Origin of the sequence: Gordonia sp. 135, from assembly GCF_009720185.1 — a bacterium.
Classification (GTDB): domain Bacteria; phylum Actinomycetota; class Actinomycetes; order Mycobacteriales; family Mycobacteriaceae; genus Gordonia; species Gordonia alkanivorans.
Map to the genome: position 1 here is coordinate 4,211,389 of NZ_CP046257.1, position 14,429 is coordinate 4,225,817.

Sequence of the window (14,429 nt, forward strand, 5' to 3'; positions counted from 1 at the left end):
GGCGTTCATCGCTCCATCGCCCGACCTCAGGGGGTCCGCAGATGAGCCTGGAAGCGGGTACCCAGTTCGCCGGCTACACGATCGTGCGCAAGATCGGCGCCGGCGGCATGGGCGCGGTCTACCTCGCGCAACACCCTCGACTCCCCCGCCTCGACGTCATCAAGGTGCTCGCCGAGCACGTGTCCAACGATCCGACGTTCCGCGCGCGATTCACCCGCGAAGCCGACCTGGCCGCCCAACTCGACCATCCGTGCATCGTCAGCGTCTACGACCGCGGCGAGGTCGACGGCCGGCTGTGGATCTCGATGCAGTACGTGGCCGGAACCGATGCGGCAGCCCTCGTCAAGGCGTCCCCCGGAGGCCTTCCGCTCGACGACGTCGCGGCGGTGAGCGACTCGATCGGCGCCGCCCTCGACCATGCCCATCGCCACGGACTGCTGCACCGCGACGTGAAGCCCGCCAACATCCTCATCAGCGCAGCCGAATCCGACACCGGGGGCCCCGAGGAGCGTCGTATCCGGTTGGCCGACTTCGGAATCGCGCGGCAGACCGACGGGGGCACGTCGCTGACATCGGCCAACCTGGTGCTCGGTTCGTTCCCCTATTCCTCACCCGAACAACTCTCGGCGGAGGCCCTCGACGCCCGCAGCGACGTCTACTCGTTGGCCTGCTCGACCTTCGAACTACTTACGGGCACAGTCCCGTTCACCGCCCGTACACCGATGATGATGATCCATCACCACCTCACGACACCCCCGCCGGACGTGTCGTCCCTGCGGCCCGGTCTCCCGCCGGCCGTGTCGGAGGCGGTGCGCCACGGGCTCGCCAAGAATCCCGCGGACCGGCCGCCCTCGGCGGGCGCGTTCGCCGCCGAGTTCCGGTACGCGGTCGACACCACCGGCTTCTTTCCCGCCCCCGGCCCACGGCCTGCTGCCACGGCACCGCCCCGAGCACGGCCGGGTGCTGGTACTCCGATCCCACCGCAGACCCGGACGATGCGTGTCCGCGGCGCCTTGCCGCCGACCGAGGCCGCGGGCCTGCGCACCGCGCCGGTGGAAGGGACACCCCGATCGCGGCCTGCCGACACCGGGCACGTACCCCCGGCTTCTTCACACGGTCACGGGTTCCCCGCGGCCACGGCGTACTCGGAACTCCCGGGTCAGACGGTTCCCGGTTCCGCCCTGGAGTCGACGATGATCCGGGCCTCCGGCGACCTGCACGTGATCGAACCTCTCCCGCCCGAGACCGACCCGGCACGATTCACCACGGCGTCGCTGGCCTGCGGCATCGCGGCGGTGCCACTCAGCGTCGTCGGGGGCCTCGGCCTGCCCGTGGGCGTTGCAGGCTGGTACCTCGCCGGACGCGGCCGCGCCTCGTCGGCGGCGCGACTGGCCCGAACCCTGTGCGTCCTGGGAATGCTCCTGAGCGTCGGATTGCTCGGGTTCACCATCGTCCGCGCCATCGTCCTGCAGTTCTGACGGCCCACCGGTGCGTCGGGTCAGCGTTCGTCGATCGAGTAGGTCGTCGGCTCGGGTCGGTCCTGTCGCGCCAGGGCACCGATCACCGCGTCGACGATCCACAGCGTCAGCACGCCGGCGATGATGTCGACTGCGTCGTCGAACGGCGATCGGAAACGGGGAGAGAAGGGATCGAGAACCTCGGCCGCGGGAACCCCCAGCAGATCGCCGGTGCCGTCGACGATCGTGTCCACCGGATTCGTCGCCCACCCTTCGTAGGCATTGATCGCGAGCAACGCGATGACCGGAACTGCGAGAACCCACCAGAAATGTCGCCGGCGCGCGATCGACCACGCGACGATCAGCAACACGACCCACGCCGGCATGTGCTCGGAACAGAGATTGAGAATCCCGTACTCGCCCGACCGCACCAGCACCGGGACCTGACCGCCCCAGAAACCGAGTGCCCCGATCGCCCCGATCGGGACCGCGATCGCCGCTCGAACCATACTGCGTGACCAGAACGCGAGCACCAGGACAATGTAGACGGGCATCAACGCGGTGAGCGCCCAGATCAGGATCAGGCTCGTCGCCGGCCCGTTGGCGACATAGTCCGCGTAATACTCCGGGAACGGGGTCTCGTTGAGCGGATCGAAGGTGAACAGCCACAACACCATCGGCCACCATGCGAGCAGCGGCAGGAACAACGACGCACTGACCAGTGACCGTTTGATCGCGGTTCCGCGGTCGGTGTGGCGGAGCGGCACGTAGGGGGTGCCGGCCCGGTCGACCAGACCGGGCTCACCGCCTGCCAGAGCTCCGCTCATGCGGGCAGTCTAGGTCGACCGTCCAACTTCTACGGCGCGAATAAGCACCTACGTCACAGAACTGATCCAACCGGATGACGAAGCCGATACGAATTCGACGAATCGTCTGTCGACGGCAGAAGCGCGGCTGTCATCAGTCGCGTCGCCGGCGACCACCGCCGGTGGTCCCGGACTGCTGACGCAGCTGGTTGAGCAGTTCCGAGACGGGCAGGCCCGCCGAGTGCGCGGACTCGGAGTCGTCGTCGGCCGCTCGCCGACGGCGACCACCACCGAAGGTCGAGGCGGGGCGCCCGGCGTTTCCTTCGTGACGACCGGCGGCACCGAGGAACGCGGGGGCCTCGACGTCGGAGGTCGCGGTCTCTTCCTCTTCCGGTGCGGCGCCGGTCTCGCCGGTCTCGGCCGGAGCTTCGGCGCTCGCTCCGGTCGCCCACTCGTCGGTCGGCGTCTCGTCGGTGTAGGCGGCCGACTCGTCCGCACCGCGCGAATCGTCGACGACCTCCGCATCCGACACGTCCTCGGCGTCGGCGGTCCGGGACTCATCGGCGCGTGGGGCGAACGGCGTCGAACCGGCGGAGTGCTGGTCGACCTCCTCGACGGGAACCTCGGTGGCGATCCGACCGGAGATCGGATCGTCGGTGATGACGGGGATCACCTCGGTCATCTCGTTCGGGTCGACGGGCCCGGTGTGGCGGCCGTCGTCCGCGGTCGGCGCGGTGGCCGCGAAGTCGCGTGCGGCGCGCAGACCGTCGTCGTCATATGTCGAGCGGTAGGGCGGGACGCCGCCGAACTCTCCGCCGAAGGACCCCGCGTGGGCACCCGACAGACCGGAGGCCAGCTCACGCATCTTCTCGCTCGACAGCGCGGCACGCTGATCCGGGAGCGGTTCCCCGAGAAGCATTTCGAGACTCGACCGCAGTGCGAGCACCTGGGCCTTGAGCTCGGAGAGTTCCTCGTTGGATTCGGCGGTGATCTCCTTGCGGATGGTCGTCTCGACGTCGAGCTCGTACTGACGACGCGCGGCGATCTCCCGCTCGAGTTGCAGTTCGTAGACCAGTCGGAGGTCGCGGCTCTTGGCTTCCGCACTCTCGGCCTGCCGCCGGAACTTGGTCACGAGGATCGCGCCGATGACCGCCGCCCACAGGGCAGCGATGACCGCCAGCGAACCGAGGATCGACAGGCGATCGGTGAAGACCATCAGTACGCTGGCCGCCAGGGCGAGCACGATCAGCAGACCGAGCAGCCATTGCGCCGCCGACCGACTTGAGCGTCGCGAGTCGGCAGAACGGCCGTTCGAGGTCGTCATGATCGTGAACTTACCCGCTGTCAGTACATTCACACGCGAACCGGGTTCGGAGTTTCTCAGATCGGCGACGTGTTATGTCGCCCATATTTCGCCGTGTGCGCCGGAGTCGGTTCGGGTCCCCCATGCCGAGAATTCCTCTGTGGTGGCCGACGAGCGATGTCAGGAATCGCCGACGGCGGGCGGGTCCTCGGGCGCCCGGCAGCAGTACTCGAGCCACATCGCCGCGCACACCAACAACACGCCCCCGATCAGGCCCACGATCGCGCCGGGTCGGTCCTGGTCGGCGGCCGTCACGTTCTGCTGACCGAGGAGGAAGACGAGCAGTCCGGTCCACACGCCCACGGCGATCGCCCCGAGGATGGCAGAAGCCTTGGCGAGGGCCAGCACTCGTGCCGCGGTGAGCGGATGGAGTTGTCCGCGAGCACGACCCACGTCCCGGGACTCGACCCTCGACCGGACGACGAAGGCGATGACGACCTCGAGAGCGGCGAGCACGTAGAGCACGATCCCGGCCAGCAGCGGCAGCGGCGGGAAGTCGTTGTAGTTGTAGCGCACCAGAATCCACGCGGCGATCGCGGTGACGGCGGCGATGACGACGAGGTCGCGGAGCCGGGTGGGACCGAGGCCGGTCTCCTCGTCGTCCTGCCCCGGACGGCGTGGGTCGGGAAGCGTCATGACCCGCCACCCCCGCCCGGCCCGAGTCGCTCGACGGCACGCACCGCGTCCCGTTCGGCGGCGTCGAGGGCATCGATCAGCTCACGCACCGGCCGCTCCCCCTCCGGCGTCCACAAAGTGGCCTCCGGTTCGATCTCCAACCACGGGATGAGGACGAAAGCACGCTGCGCCGCCCGCGGGTGCGGAAGCGTCAGCACCGGGTCGTCGTCGACGACGACGCCCCCGGCCTCCGTGACGGAGATGACGTCGACATCGAGAGTTCGCGGCCCCCAACGGACTTCACGGGTACGGTCGGCGGCCTGCTCCAGTTCGTTGCCCCGGTCCAGCCATTGCCGCGCGCTCAGCGGCCCGTCGACGATGAGGGTGATGTTGAGGAAGTCGTCTTGTTCGATGCCGCCCCAGGGTGGGGTCGCGTACACCGCGGACACCGCGACGAGTTCGTCTCCGAAACCCTCGACCACCGACCGCAGATGGCCCAGTGAATCCCCGACATTGGAGCCGGCCGAGAGCACCGCGCGACTCATCGCATGCCCTTCCTGGAGCGGCGGGTCACCACCGCGACGTCGTCGAAGGTCAACGGGATCGGTGCCGACGGCTTGTGCACGGTGACCTCGCAGGCGGAGATGCGTTCGTCGGCCATGATCGTCTCCGCGACCTCCGCACCGACCGTCTCGATCAGGTTGCGGGGCTCGCCCCCGACGATCGCCGCGACCTGCTGGGCGAGTGCGCCGTAGTCGACGGTCTCGGCGAGGTCGTCGGTGTCGGCGGCGGCACGCAGGTCGAGCCACAGGGTGACGTCGATGAAGAAGTCCTGGCCGTCCTCGCGCTCGTGGTCGAAGACCCCGTGATTCCCACGGACCTTCAGTCCGCGTAGTTCGATCCGGTCAGCCATGCGACCCTCCTGCTCCGAATGTGGTGCGTGAGCCGCCCGCACGCCAGGCCTCGGCGACGGTCACGGCGTCGTAGGTGCTCGCCACATCGTGGACGCGGACGCCCCAGGCGCCGGCCGCGGCGGTGAGCGCCGAGATCGACGCCGTCGCGATGTCGCGGCCCGCGGGCGGACGGTCGACGCCGTCGCGACCGAGAAGTGTGCCGAGGAACCGTTTGCGGGACGCACCGACGAGGACGGGGAAACCCAGCCCGATGAAGGTCGGGAGCGCATGCAGCAGAGCCCAGTTGTGTTCGGCCGTCTTGGCGAAGCCGAGTCCCGGATCGAGGATGAGCTGATCCGGGTCGACGCCTGCGGAGACCGCGGCGTCGACCTGCGCCAGCAACTCACCGCTGACCTCGGCGACCACGTCGCGGTACCCACCGACATCACCGATGCGGTGGGTGAACCGACGATCCGTGCTCTCCCCCGCCGGCCGCCAGTGCATCAGGATCCAGGGCAGTCGGGCGTCGGCGACCACGCGCGCCATGTCGGCGTCGGCACGACCGCCGGAGACGTCGTTGACGATCGAGGCACCGGCCTCGATGGCGGCGGCCGCGACCTCGGAGCGCATGGTGTCGACCGAGACGACGACGCCGTGTGAGGCGAGGGCTGCGATGACCGGGGCGACGCGCTTCGCCTCGAGGTCGGGGTCGACGCGGATGGCGCCCGGACGGGTCGACTCACCACCGACGTCGATGAGGTCGGCGCCCTGCTCGATCAGCTGGAGTCCGTGCGCGACCGCTGCGTCGGTGTCGAGGTAGCGACCGCCGTCGGAGAAGGAGTCCGCGGTGACGTTCAGGACGCCCATCACCAGCGTCTGGTGGTTCCCACCACCGGCCGGGACCGCGCTCGAGGGAGTCATCGGAGGATCGGCCGGGGTCACCGGGTGATCAGGTCGAGGGCTTCGCCGCGGGATACCGCACTGGTCTTGAAGATTCCGCGGACGGCCGACGTCGTGGTGGTCGCCCCCGGCTTCCGGATGCCCCGCATCGCCATGCACAGGTGCTCGGCCTCGATGACGACGATGACGCCGCGGGGTTCGAGCTTACGCATGACCGCGTCGGCGATCTGACTGGTCAGCCGCTCCTGGACCTGCGGGCGCTTGGCGTACAGGTCGACGAGCCGCGCCAGCTTCGACAGGCCGGTGACCCGGCCGGACGTCCCCGGGATGTACCCGACGTGCGCGACACCGTGGAAGGACACCAGATGGTGCTCGCAGGTGGAGTACATCGGAATGTCCTTCACCAGCACCAGTTCGTCGTGGTCCTCGTCGAAGGTGGTCGCGAGGACCTCGTCGGGGTCGGTGTACAGGCCGGCGAACATCTCGCGGTAGGCGTTGGCCACCCGCGTCGGGGTGCGGACCAGACCTTCACGGTCGGGGTCCTCGCCGATCGCCAGCAGCAGCTCGCGGACCGCGGCCTCGGCACGTGCCTGATCGAACTCCGACCGGTGCCCATTCACCACGGCGTCGCGCCCCTCGCTGATCGTCATGCGTCAAACCTTACGAGCTTCGCCCGTCATCACCCTCACCGGCACTGTCCGTCCGGGCATTCCCGTTGTCGCCGTGCCGGCCCCAGCCGTTGGTCCCGTTGGAGGCGGGACGATCGGCCGAGGGCTGCTCCGGCGGCCATCCCGGTGCCGACCAGTCGCGCGGCGCACCGTAATCCGGGCGGGTGCCGCCGGTGTACGGACCACCGGGCGGCGGAGCCGACTGACCCGGGTTCGGGTACTGGGGATTCGGATACCGGGGAGCAGGATTCTGCGCACCCGGATACTGCGCACCCGGGTACTGGGGATCCGGGTACTGGGGATTCGGGTACTGGGGATTCGGGCTCCCCGATCCAGGCGGAACCGGTCCGCCCTGGGTACCCGGCTCGGGGTAGGTGGGCGGGTAGTTCGGAACCTGCCCCGGAACCTGCGAACCACCCGGGTAGCCCGCACCGACGGGCTCGGGGATCTTTGCCGCCTCCGGTGGGGGCCACGGCTCGCCGCGCTCGATGGCGAGCTCACCCGGAGTCTTCACCGGCGGCTTGTCGCTCGGGGTCCGCTCACCGAAGTCGTTGAAGGCGGTGATCCGCGGACGCTTGACGACGTCGGAGAAGATCTTCTCCAGGTCCTTGCGGGTCAGCGTCTCCTTCTCGAGGAGCTCGGTCGCGAGCACGTCGAGGGTGTCGCGGTACTCGGTGAGGATCGCCCACGCCTCGGTGTGCGCCGCCTCGATGAGACGCCGGACCTCGTCGTCGATCTCGCTGGCGATCTCCGCCGAGTAGGCCGACTGGGCACCCATCGAGCGGCCCAGGAACGGATCGCCCTGGTCCTGGCCGTACCGTACGGCGCCGAGCTTGGCGCTCATGCCGTATTCGGTGACCATCGCGCGGGCGATCTTGGTGGCCTGGTCGATGTCCGACGACGCGCCGGTGGTCGGCTCGTGGAAGACGAGTTCCTCGGCGGCGCGGCCGCCCATGGCCATCACCAGGCGCGCGATCATCTCCGACCGCGTCATCAGGTCCTTGTCCTGCTCGGGCACGGCGAGGGCGTGACCGCCGGTGCGACCGCGCGCGAGGATCGTGACCTTGTAGATCGGGTCCAGGTCGGGCATCGCCCACGCGGCCAGGGTGTGCCCACCCTCGTGGTACGCCACGACCTTGCGTTCGTGCTCGCTGATGATCCGGCCCTTGCGCCGCGGCCCGCCGATGACCCGGTCGACGGCTTCTTCGAGCGCCTCGGCCGTGATGGTCTGCTTGTTCTCACGTGCAGTGAGCAGAGCGGCCTCGTTGACGACGTTCGCCAGATCGGCGCCGGACATACCCGGCGTGCGCTTGGCCAGACCGTCGAGGTCGGCGTCCGAGTCGATCGGCTTGCCCTTGGCGTGCACCTTGAGGATCGCGCGGCGCCCGGCCATGTCGGGATTGCCGACCGGGATCTGACGGTCGAAGCGGCCAGGGCGCAGCAGTGCCGGGTCGAGGATGTCGGGACGGTTGGTCGCCGCGATCAGGATAACGCCCGACCGGTCGCCGAAGCCGTCCATCTCGACGAGCAGCTGGTTCAGCGTCTGCTCACGCTCGTCGTGGCCACCGCCGAGGCCCGCACCACGCTGGCGGCCGACGGCGTCGATCTCGTCGACGAAGATGATGCACGGACTGTTGTTCTTGGCCTGCTCGAACAGGTCTCGGACGCGGGACGCACCTACACCGACGAACATCTCGACGAAGTCGGAGCCGGAGATGGTGAAGAACGGCACCCCGGCCTCACCGGCGACCGCACGCGCAAGCAGGGTCTTACCGGTTCCGGGCGGGCCGAACAGCAGCACGCCGCGCGGGATCTTGGCGCCCAGGGCCTGGTAGCGGGCCGGATTCTGGAGGAAGTCCTTGATCTCGTAGAGCTCTTCAACGGCCTCGTCGGCGCCGGCGACATCGGCGAAGGTCGTCTTCGGCATGTCCTTGCTGAGCTGCTTGGCCTTCGACTTGCCGAAGCCCATGACGCCGCCGCGGCCACCACCCTGCATGCGGCTCATCACGAAGAAGAACAGACCGAACAGCAGGATCATCGGCAGGACGAAGATGAGGATCTGCCAGAGCACCGACTGCTCGTTGACGTTCGTCGTGTACTTGGTGCCGGTCTCCTGGACCGCGTCGAAGATCTGTTCGCCGGCCTGGGCGGGGTACTTGGTGCTGATCTTGTCCGCGTCGGCGTCGTCGACCTTGATCGGCGAGTTGAGCTCGATGCGCAGCTGCTGCTCGCGGTCGTCGATGCTGATGAACTTGGTGTTCTTCTTGTTCAGCTGCTCCAGCGCGACGGAGGTGTCGACGCCCCGGTACTCGCGGTCGGAGTCGCTCATCACGCTCCAGCCCCACAGTGCGAGCAGGACGAGCGCCAGGATGGCGAGGTTGCGGAAGACTGTCTTACGGTTCATGCCAGTTGGTGGGGGTTCGACCGGCGTGCGGGATCGAGTCCCGGCGCCCACTCCGTTCCCATGTCCTTCCCATCGACGTACACATTGAGGCTACCGGTCAACGATCACGCTGGTGAAACCGTTCCCGTCGCAGGATCACCGCGACGGCGCGCAGGTCGTGGCGGGTTCGGGTCTCACGGATCAGCTGCTGTAGACCGCGGGCTTGAGGCGCCCGATGTAGGGCAGGTCCCGGTAACGCTCGGCGTAGTCGAGTCCGTACCCGACGACGAACTCGTTCGGGATGTCGAAGCCGACGTCGGCGACACGAACCGGCGACCGGACGGCCTCGGGCTTACGGAGCAGCGTGCACACCTCGAGACTGCGGGGCGAACGCGTGGCGAGGTTCTTCATCAGCCACGACAGGGTGAGACCCGAGTCGATGATGTCCTCGACGATCAGGACGTCGCGGCCCTCGATGTCGCGGTCGAGGTCCTTGAGGATCCGCACGACGCCGGACGATGAGGTCGACGAGCCGTAGCTCGACACCGCCATGAACTCCAGCTGCGACGGGATCGGCAGGGCGCGCGCGAAATCGGTCATGAACATGACCGCTCCCTTGAGTACCCCGATCAGGACCAGGTCGTCCTCGATGGCGGTGTACCGAGAGGCGACGGAGTGGGCTAGTTCGACGGTGCGCTGCTTGATCTGCTCCTCGGTGATCAGAACAGCGTCGATGTCAGCGGCGTAGGGGTCAGCGGACTGCACCTTTACAGCTTGTCATGTTTCGCGGGTCACATGGCCGACGGGTGGGACCGCCGCCGGAAATTACTCGCGAGTAGCGAGTAGACCGTTCGGACCAATTTTGACCGCCGAGTTGTTTGCTTGTATAACAGTCAGATAACGAACTTTAACATCAGCCCCTAGCGAAACTTTTTTTCACAATTGTTTTGCCGGGTTTGTGAACGTTGATGAACCCGCCAGCACCGTGGGTAGCAGGGGCAATTCGACCTGTGAATATGATCGATCACAGTTCCCCCATTCCCTTCCTCGGGGAACTCCCCTTCATGGAAAGAATTCCTTCATGTCAACTGAACGACAGGACGGGGCCTTGTCGCGCAAGTCCACGCGCACATTGGTCGCCGTTGCCATATCGCTTGCCACTGTTGTGATCACGGCCTTCGCCGGGACCGCGCAGGCCGCCCCCAAGCAGGTCGGGCCGGCGACCTACGACGCAACCTGGAATCAGTCGTCGCTGACCCTCACGCTGCACAATGCGTCCGCGAGCACCGATAACGGTTCGCTGACCATTCGCGGTCGCAACGGCGCGGAGCTGTTCCGTATGCCTCTTGCATATCGCTTGGAGGACCGTCAGTTCCCGATCGACGCACGTCAGGCCGGTAACAAGGTGACGCTCATTCCGTCGCGTAACAACGCGCGGTCCGTGCAGGTCAATCCGGCGGACGTCGAAAGAGTGCGTGGTTTTGCACGACACCAGGTTGCAGCGCCTCAGACCCGTCAGGAGCGCGACGATCAGGCATTGGTCCGCTTCCAGCAGCAACTGAGTGCGGGCACGTCGATCTCGTCGCTGGTCGGCACGATCGTCGGTGCAATCGTCGGCGGAGGGCTCGCTTGCCTCGTCTTCGGAATCGCCGCGCCGGTCGTCGGTTGTCTCGTCGGCGTCGCCCCCGCAGCTGCCGTCGGCGGCCTCGTCGGTCTCGTGATCGGAGGAGGCGGCACGCTGATCGGAGCCGGAATCCACTACTTCAACACGATCAACTCGCCGTTCACGCCGCCCAAGCGGTAGGTCGCAGTTCTCTCCTGGCGGTCCGTCTCACCTCTCGGTGAGGCGGACCGTCAGCATTTGACCACCACGTTCCACGACCGTGCGCACGCCCGGGTCGCCGCCGATCGCCACCTGGGCGCGCCCCGTTCCGGATTCCACGACGAGCCGATCGACCGCGGCGATCACCCGTTGCGTCGGCTCGGTCGCCCCCACTCCGAGCAACCAGCGACGGATCACCCTGGTCCGCACCGCCCTCGGCACGTCCAGCAGCGGTGCGACGTCGAGTCCGTCGACGGTTCGGACACTTCCCCACACCGTCTCCGCCCAGGCATCGAGGGCGTCGTTGTCGTCCTGCAGCGCGTCTGCGGTGCGGCCCAGCGCATCCACGACGCCTCCGCGGACCACGTCGTCGAGCAGCGGGATCACCTCGGCACGCAGTCGCACGCGGGTGAACCGCGGGTCGCGGTTGTGCGGGTCATGGTGCACCGCCAGCCCGAGTTCGGTACACACCGCCAGCGTCTGCATCCGGCGGACACGCAACAACGGCCGCCCCCAGGGGCCCTTCCACGCCCGCATACCGGCGATCGATCGTGCCCCGGAACCTCGTGCGAGGCCGAGCAGTACGGTCTCGGCCTGATCGTCGGCGGTGTGCGCGAGGAGGACCGGACGACCGTCCCGGGCCACGTCGAGCGCCGCATATCGCGCATCGCGGGCCGCGGCCTCGAGTCCCCCGCGGGTCCCGACCCTGACCTCGAGCACGCGGGCGGCGGCACCGAGTTCGCGTGCCGTCTCGGCGGCTCGGGCCGCGACGTGGCCCGAACCCTCCTGCAGACCGTGGTCGACGACCAGCGCGGTGACGTCGAGTCCCGCGCGGACGGCCGTCGCCGTGAGGGCGAGCGAGTCCGCACCGCCGGAGAGCCCGACACAGACGGCGGCGTGCGGGTCGTCGAGAACGGTGGTCGAGAAATCCGCGACCACCCGCGTCACAGCACGCGTCGAATCCATGCCTGCGGCGTGTCGATCTCGTCCGGCAGCGGCATCGTCTCGGGCGAGGTCCACACCGTGTTGAACCGCTCCATGCCGACGGTCTCGACCACCTCGTCGACGAAGGCCTTGCCGCGGACGTATTGCGCGATCTTGGCGTCCATACCGATGAGAGCGCGGATGATGCGCTGCACCGGGTTCTGCGGCGCCTTGCGGCGCTTGTCGAAGGCCGTGCGGATACGGGCGACGGACGGGACGTGGGCCGGGCCGACGGCGTCCATCACGTGGTCGGCGTGACCCTCGAGCAGGGTGCCGAGAACCATCATCCGCTGGAAGGCGTCGAACTGCTCGGGGCTCTGCAGCAGCTGCATCGCGCCGATGATGCCCTTCTCGCGGGGTTCGGAGCCCTTGAGCGCCTTGGTCATCCGCGTGACGATCTCGGTGGTCGACTCACCGGTCTCGGAGGTGAGCACGGCGACGTTGTCCTGCATGTAGTCGCGCAGCCACGGGTTGGCCGAGAACTGCACACGGTGCGTCACCTCGTGTAAGCACACCCACAGGCGGAAGTCCGAAGGCACCACCTTGAGCTGGCGTTCGACGTTGATGATGTTGGGTGTCACGACCATCAGCACGCCGGGTTCACCGGTCTCCGGGTCCGGCGTGAACGGGTCGTACTGGCCGAGGATGGCCGTGGAGAGGAAGGCCAGCAGCCCCCCGGCCTGTACACCGCCGAACTTGGCGGCGAGGCCTGACGATCCGACTCCGGCGTCGGACCCCAGCATTGATCGCATCGAGACGGAGGCCGCGTCGATCCAGCCCGAGCGGTCGAGGATTCGGGTCGTCGGGATGCGGAGTCCGTCGGCGAGACCGGTGACCTCGCGGACCGGAGCCTCCGCACGCGTCGCGGCGTCGGCGAGCTCGGCCTGCGCGGCTTCGTAGGTGTAGGCCGTGGTCTTGGGGCCGGGTCGGACGAGCCGTTTCGCCGTCGACGCGGCGAGCGGCCAGTCGATCTGCGACCCGATGCTCAGACGGGTGTCCTCACCCACCGGCTCGACCGCTGCCTTGCTGTCGGTTCCTGCCATGCTCATCGGCACCCGCACTCTCTGAGTTGACCCACCACGAAGTCCAGGGCGGGTCTCGCGTCCGCCGGCGAGGTGCCGCCGGACATGAGGGCGAACGACAGCACGCGGCCATCGATCGTTTGGACTATGCCCGTCAACGAACTGACGCCGGTGAGTGTTCCTGTCTTCGCTCGCACCCATCCGGCACCGGGTGTGGTGGCGACCGGGAACCGGTCGGCGAGGGTGCCCGTACCGGCGGCGATCGGCAGACCGTCGAGCATCGGTCGCAGCTTGGGATGCGAGGGTCCGCTCGCCGCGGTCATCACCGCGTCGAGCAGCGCGGGCGTCGTGCGGTTGGCGTAGGAGATGCCCGAGGCGTCGGCCAGCGTGGTGCCCGTCCACTGATCGGGGAAGGTGGTCGACAGGACCTCCTCGACCGCGTCGACACCGGCGGCGAGGGTCGCGGGTCCGCCGCGATGCACCGCCAGTTCGACCGACAGCGTCTCGGCGAGCACGTTGTCGCTGTAGCGGAGCATGTCGTTGACCCGGGTCACCAGCGGTGCGGACTCGACCTTCGCCACGACGCGGTCGCCGGCGGGTGCGGACGCCTCGGCGACCGGCGCGTCGACGCCGAGCGCCGCGGCCAGTGCCTCACCGGCCATGATCCCGGGCGTCGCGGACCGCGGCGAGTACTCGTCGAGCGGTTCGAGGCGGGCGCCGTCGACCATCAGCGACTCGATCGGCGCGATGTCGCCGCCCTGGATGTCCCGACGGTCCCAGGTCCGGTCCATCGTCGGGCCGGAGAAGGCGCTCAGGTCCACCGCCACCGAGGTGACCGGGATGCCGGCTTGTTTGATCTGCTCGGCGAGGTCGGCGATCCGGGCGGGTTCGCTGTAGAAGGTGTCGGCACCGGCGGGCTGCGCCGTCAGGGTCGGATCGCCGGCGCCCTTGAGGATCACCTGTCCGTTCGACCCGGCGACGACCGTCGTGGTCAGGCGCGCGTCGTGCGGCATGGCCTCGAGGAAGGCCGCGGCCGAGAGAACCTTGTCGTTCGACGCCGGGATGCGCGGACGGGTGGGGTTGCGCGACCACAGCACCTCGCCGGTCAGCGAGTCCGAGATCATGCCGCTCAGGACGCCGAGCGCCGGATTCCGCAGAGCGGGGGCGATCGCCCGGGACACACCGGCCGGCGTCGGGGCCGGAGCGGTGGCGGCGACGGGGTCGATCTGCGGGTCGAGGGAGATCGCGGCGGGCTGCGGCGGGATCCCCGGCGGCAGCTCGGCCTCCCTGTCCAGACGGAGTGCCACGACCACCGCAGCGGTCGATACCAGCGCGAGGACCACGACGGCGACGATCGTCCACCAGAGGAGTTTGCGACTGCGTGGCCTGCCATCACGACCTGCGGGTCTGGTGGTTGCGCCCACGAAGCCTCCGGATCTCTCGCACAGCTCTGACCGTTATGTCGGGTAATGCGACCTGGCACCTGATATACCCGCGAACTTCTGGGGTACGAAGT

At 68.4% G+C, this 14,429-nt stretch carries 14 protein-coding genes; 2 read left to right on the top strand and 12 right to left on the bottom strand.

Features of this window, described 5'->3' with window-relative positions; translation table 11 throughout:
* The first annotated feature begins 41 nt into the window (after positions 1-41).
* Positions 42-1,478 (top strand): serine/threonine-protein kinase, encoded by a 1,437-nt coding sequence (locus tag GKZ92_RS19045; protein ID WP_035754596.1) that lies wholly within the window; start codon positions 42-44, stop codon positions 1,476-1,478.
* A gap of 20 nt (positions 1,479-1,498) precedes the next feature.
* Here the strand turns inward: GKZ92_RS19045 and GKZ92_RS19050 are convergent, their stop codons facing one another.
* From GKZ92_RS19050 to hpt, 9 genes are all read right to left on the bottom strand, one after another.
* Complete coding sequence (locus GKZ92_RS19050) at positions 1,499-2,284, bottom strand: hypothetical protein (RefSeq protein ID WP_042378025.1); 786 nt, start codon at positions 2,282-2,284, stop codon at positions 1,499-1,501.
* Positions 2,285-2,417: 133 nt separating this feature from the next.
* Positions 2,418-3,587, bottom strand: coding sequence for a DUF6779 domain-containing protein (locus GKZ92_RS19055; RefSeq protein ID WP_006357025.1), 1,170 nt, complete (start codon positions 3,585-3,587; stop codon positions 2,418-2,420).
* Positions 3,588-3,746: 159 nt separating this feature from the next.
* Complete coding sequence (locus GKZ92_RS19060; protein ID WP_006357026.1) at positions 3,747-4,262, bottom strand: DUF3180 domain-containing protein; 516 nt, start codon at positions 4,260-4,262, stop codon at positions 3,747-3,749.
* On the bottom strand, positions 4,259-4,786 hold the full coding sequence (gene folK / locus GKZ92_RS19065) for a 2-amino-4-hydroxy-6-hydroxymethyldihydropteridine diphosphokinase (protein ID WP_006357027.1): 528 nt from the start codon (positions 4,784-4,786) through the stop codon (positions 4,259-4,261). Before folK ends, GKZ92_RS19060 begins: the two co-directional genes overlap by 4 nt.
* Positions 4,783-5,154, bottom strand: a complete 372-nt coding sequence (folB, locus tag GKZ92_RS19070; RefSeq protein ID WP_035754592.1) for a dihydroneopterin aldolase — start codon at positions 5,152-5,154, stop codon at positions 4,783-4,785. Before folB ends, folK begins: the two co-directional genes overlap by 4 nt.
* A complete protein-coding gene (gene folP, locus GKZ92_RS19075) occupies positions 5,147-6,055 on the bottom strand; it encodes a dihydropteroate synthase (RefSeq protein WP_439111978.1) in 909 nt (302 codons plus the stop codon). Before folP ends, folB begins: the two co-directional genes overlap by 8 nt.
* 17 nt (positions 6,056-6,072) lie before the next feature.
* A complete protein-coding gene (folE, locus tag GKZ92_RS19080; RefSeq protein WP_006357030.1) occupies positions 6,073-6,684 on the bottom strand; it encodes a GTP cyclohydrolase I FolE in 612 nt (203 codons plus the stop codon).
* 10 nt (positions 6,685-6,694) lie between these two features.
* Entirely contained in the window at positions 6,695-9,106 is a 2,412-nt protein-coding gene (gene ftsH / locus GKZ92_RS19085) for an ATP-dependent zinc metalloprotease FtsH (RefSeq protein WP_035754590.1), read from the bottom strand.
* Positions 9,107-9,286: 180 nt separating this feature from the next.
* The gene (gene hpt / locus GKZ92_RS19090) at positions 9,287-9,850 is read right to left on the bottom strand and encodes a hypoxanthine phosphoribosyltransferase (protein ID WP_042378024.1); all 564 of its coding nucleotides are present in this window, start codon (positions 9,848-9,850) and stop codon (positions 9,287-9,289) included.
* Positions 9,851-10,166: 316 nt separating this feature from the next.
* On the opposite strand from hpt, the gene GKZ92_RS19095 reads away from it, so the two are divergent.
* On the top strand, positions 10,167-10,889 hold the full coding sequence (locus GKZ92_RS19095) for a glycine zipper family protein (RefSeq protein ID WP_196222014.1): 723 nt from the start codon (positions 10,167-10,169) through the stop codon (positions 10,887-10,889).
* A 27-nt stretch (positions 10,890-10,916) separates the two neighbouring features.
* Here the strand turns inward: GKZ92_RS19095 and tilS are convergent, their stop codons facing one another.
* From tilS to dacB, 3 genes are read right to left on the bottom strand one after another with little or no spacing between them, the layout of a single operon-like run.
* Positions 10,917-11,873, bottom strand: a complete 957-nt coding sequence (gene tilS, locus GKZ92_RS19100; protein ID WP_042378022.1) for a tRNA lysidine(34) synthetase TilS — start codon at positions 11,871-11,873, stop codon at positions 10,917-10,919.
* A complete protein-coding gene (locus GKZ92_RS19105; RefSeq protein WP_042378028.1) occupies positions 11,852-12,940 on the bottom strand; it encodes a zinc-dependent metalloprotease in 1,089 nt (362 codons plus the stop codon). Before GKZ92_RS19105 ends, tilS begins: the two co-directional genes overlap by 22 nt.
* Positions 12,937-14,256 carry a D-alanyl-D-alanine carboxypeptidase/D-alanyl-D-alanine endopeptidase gene (dacB, locus tag GKZ92_RS19110; protein WP_042378021.1) on the bottom strand — a complete coding sequence of 440 codons (1,320 nt, stop codon included), beginning with the start codon at positions 14,254-14,256 and terminating at the stop codon, positions 12,937-12,939. The genes GKZ92_RS19105 and dacB overlap by 4 nt, the downstream gene beginning before the upstream one ends.
* Positions 14,257-14,429 lie beyond the last annotated feature (173 nt).

Bases quoted from the DNA above. Each gene is read 5' to 3' on its own strand.
- GKZ92_RS19045 (WP_035754596.1), top strand. From the start codon at position 42: ATGAGCCTGGAAGCGGGTACCCAGTTCGCCGGCTACACGATCGTGCGC.
- GKZ92_RS19050 (WP_042378025.1), bottom strand. From the start codon at position 2,284: ATGAGCGGAGCTCTGGCAGGCGGTGAGCCCGGTCTGGTCGACCGGGCC.
- GKZ92_RS19055 (WP_006357025.1), bottom strand. From the start codon at position 3,587: ATGACGACCTCGAACGGCCGTTCTGCCGACTCGCGACGCTCAAGTCGG.
- GKZ92_RS19060 (WP_006357026.1), bottom strand. From the start codon at position 4,262: ATGACGCTTCCCGACCCACGCCGTCCGGGGCAGGACGACGAGGAGACC.
- folK (WP_006357027.1), bottom strand. From the start codon at position 4,786: ATGAGTCGCGCGGTGCTCTCGGCCGGCTCCAATGTCGGGGATTCACTG.
- folB (WP_035754592.1), bottom strand. From the start codon at position 5,154: ATGGCTGACCGGATCGAACTACGCGGACTGAAGGTCCGTGGGAATCAC.
- folP (WP_439111978.1), bottom strand. From the start codon at position 6,055: ATGACTCCCTCGAGCGCGGTCCCGGCCGGTGGTGGGAACCACCAGACG.
- folE (WP_006357030.1), bottom strand. From the start codon at position 6,684: ATGACGATCAGCGAGGGGCGCGACGCCGTGGTGAATGGGCACCGGTCG.
- ftsH (WP_035754590.1), bottom strand. From the start codon at position 9,106: ATGAACCGTAAGACAGTCTTCCGCAACCTCGCCATCCTGGCGCTCGTC.
- GKZ92_RS19095 (WP_196222014.1), top strand. From the start codon at position 10,167: ATGTCAACTGAACGACAGGACGGGGCCTTGTCGCGCAAGTCCACGCGC.
- tilS (WP_042378022.1), bottom strand. From the start codon at position 11,873: ATGGATTCGACGCGTGCTGTGACGCGGGTGGTCGCGGATTTCTCGACC.
- GKZ92_RS19105 (WP_042378028.1), bottom strand. From the start codon at position 12,940: ATGAGCATGGCAGGAACCGACAGCAAGGCAGCGGTCGAGCCGGTGGGT.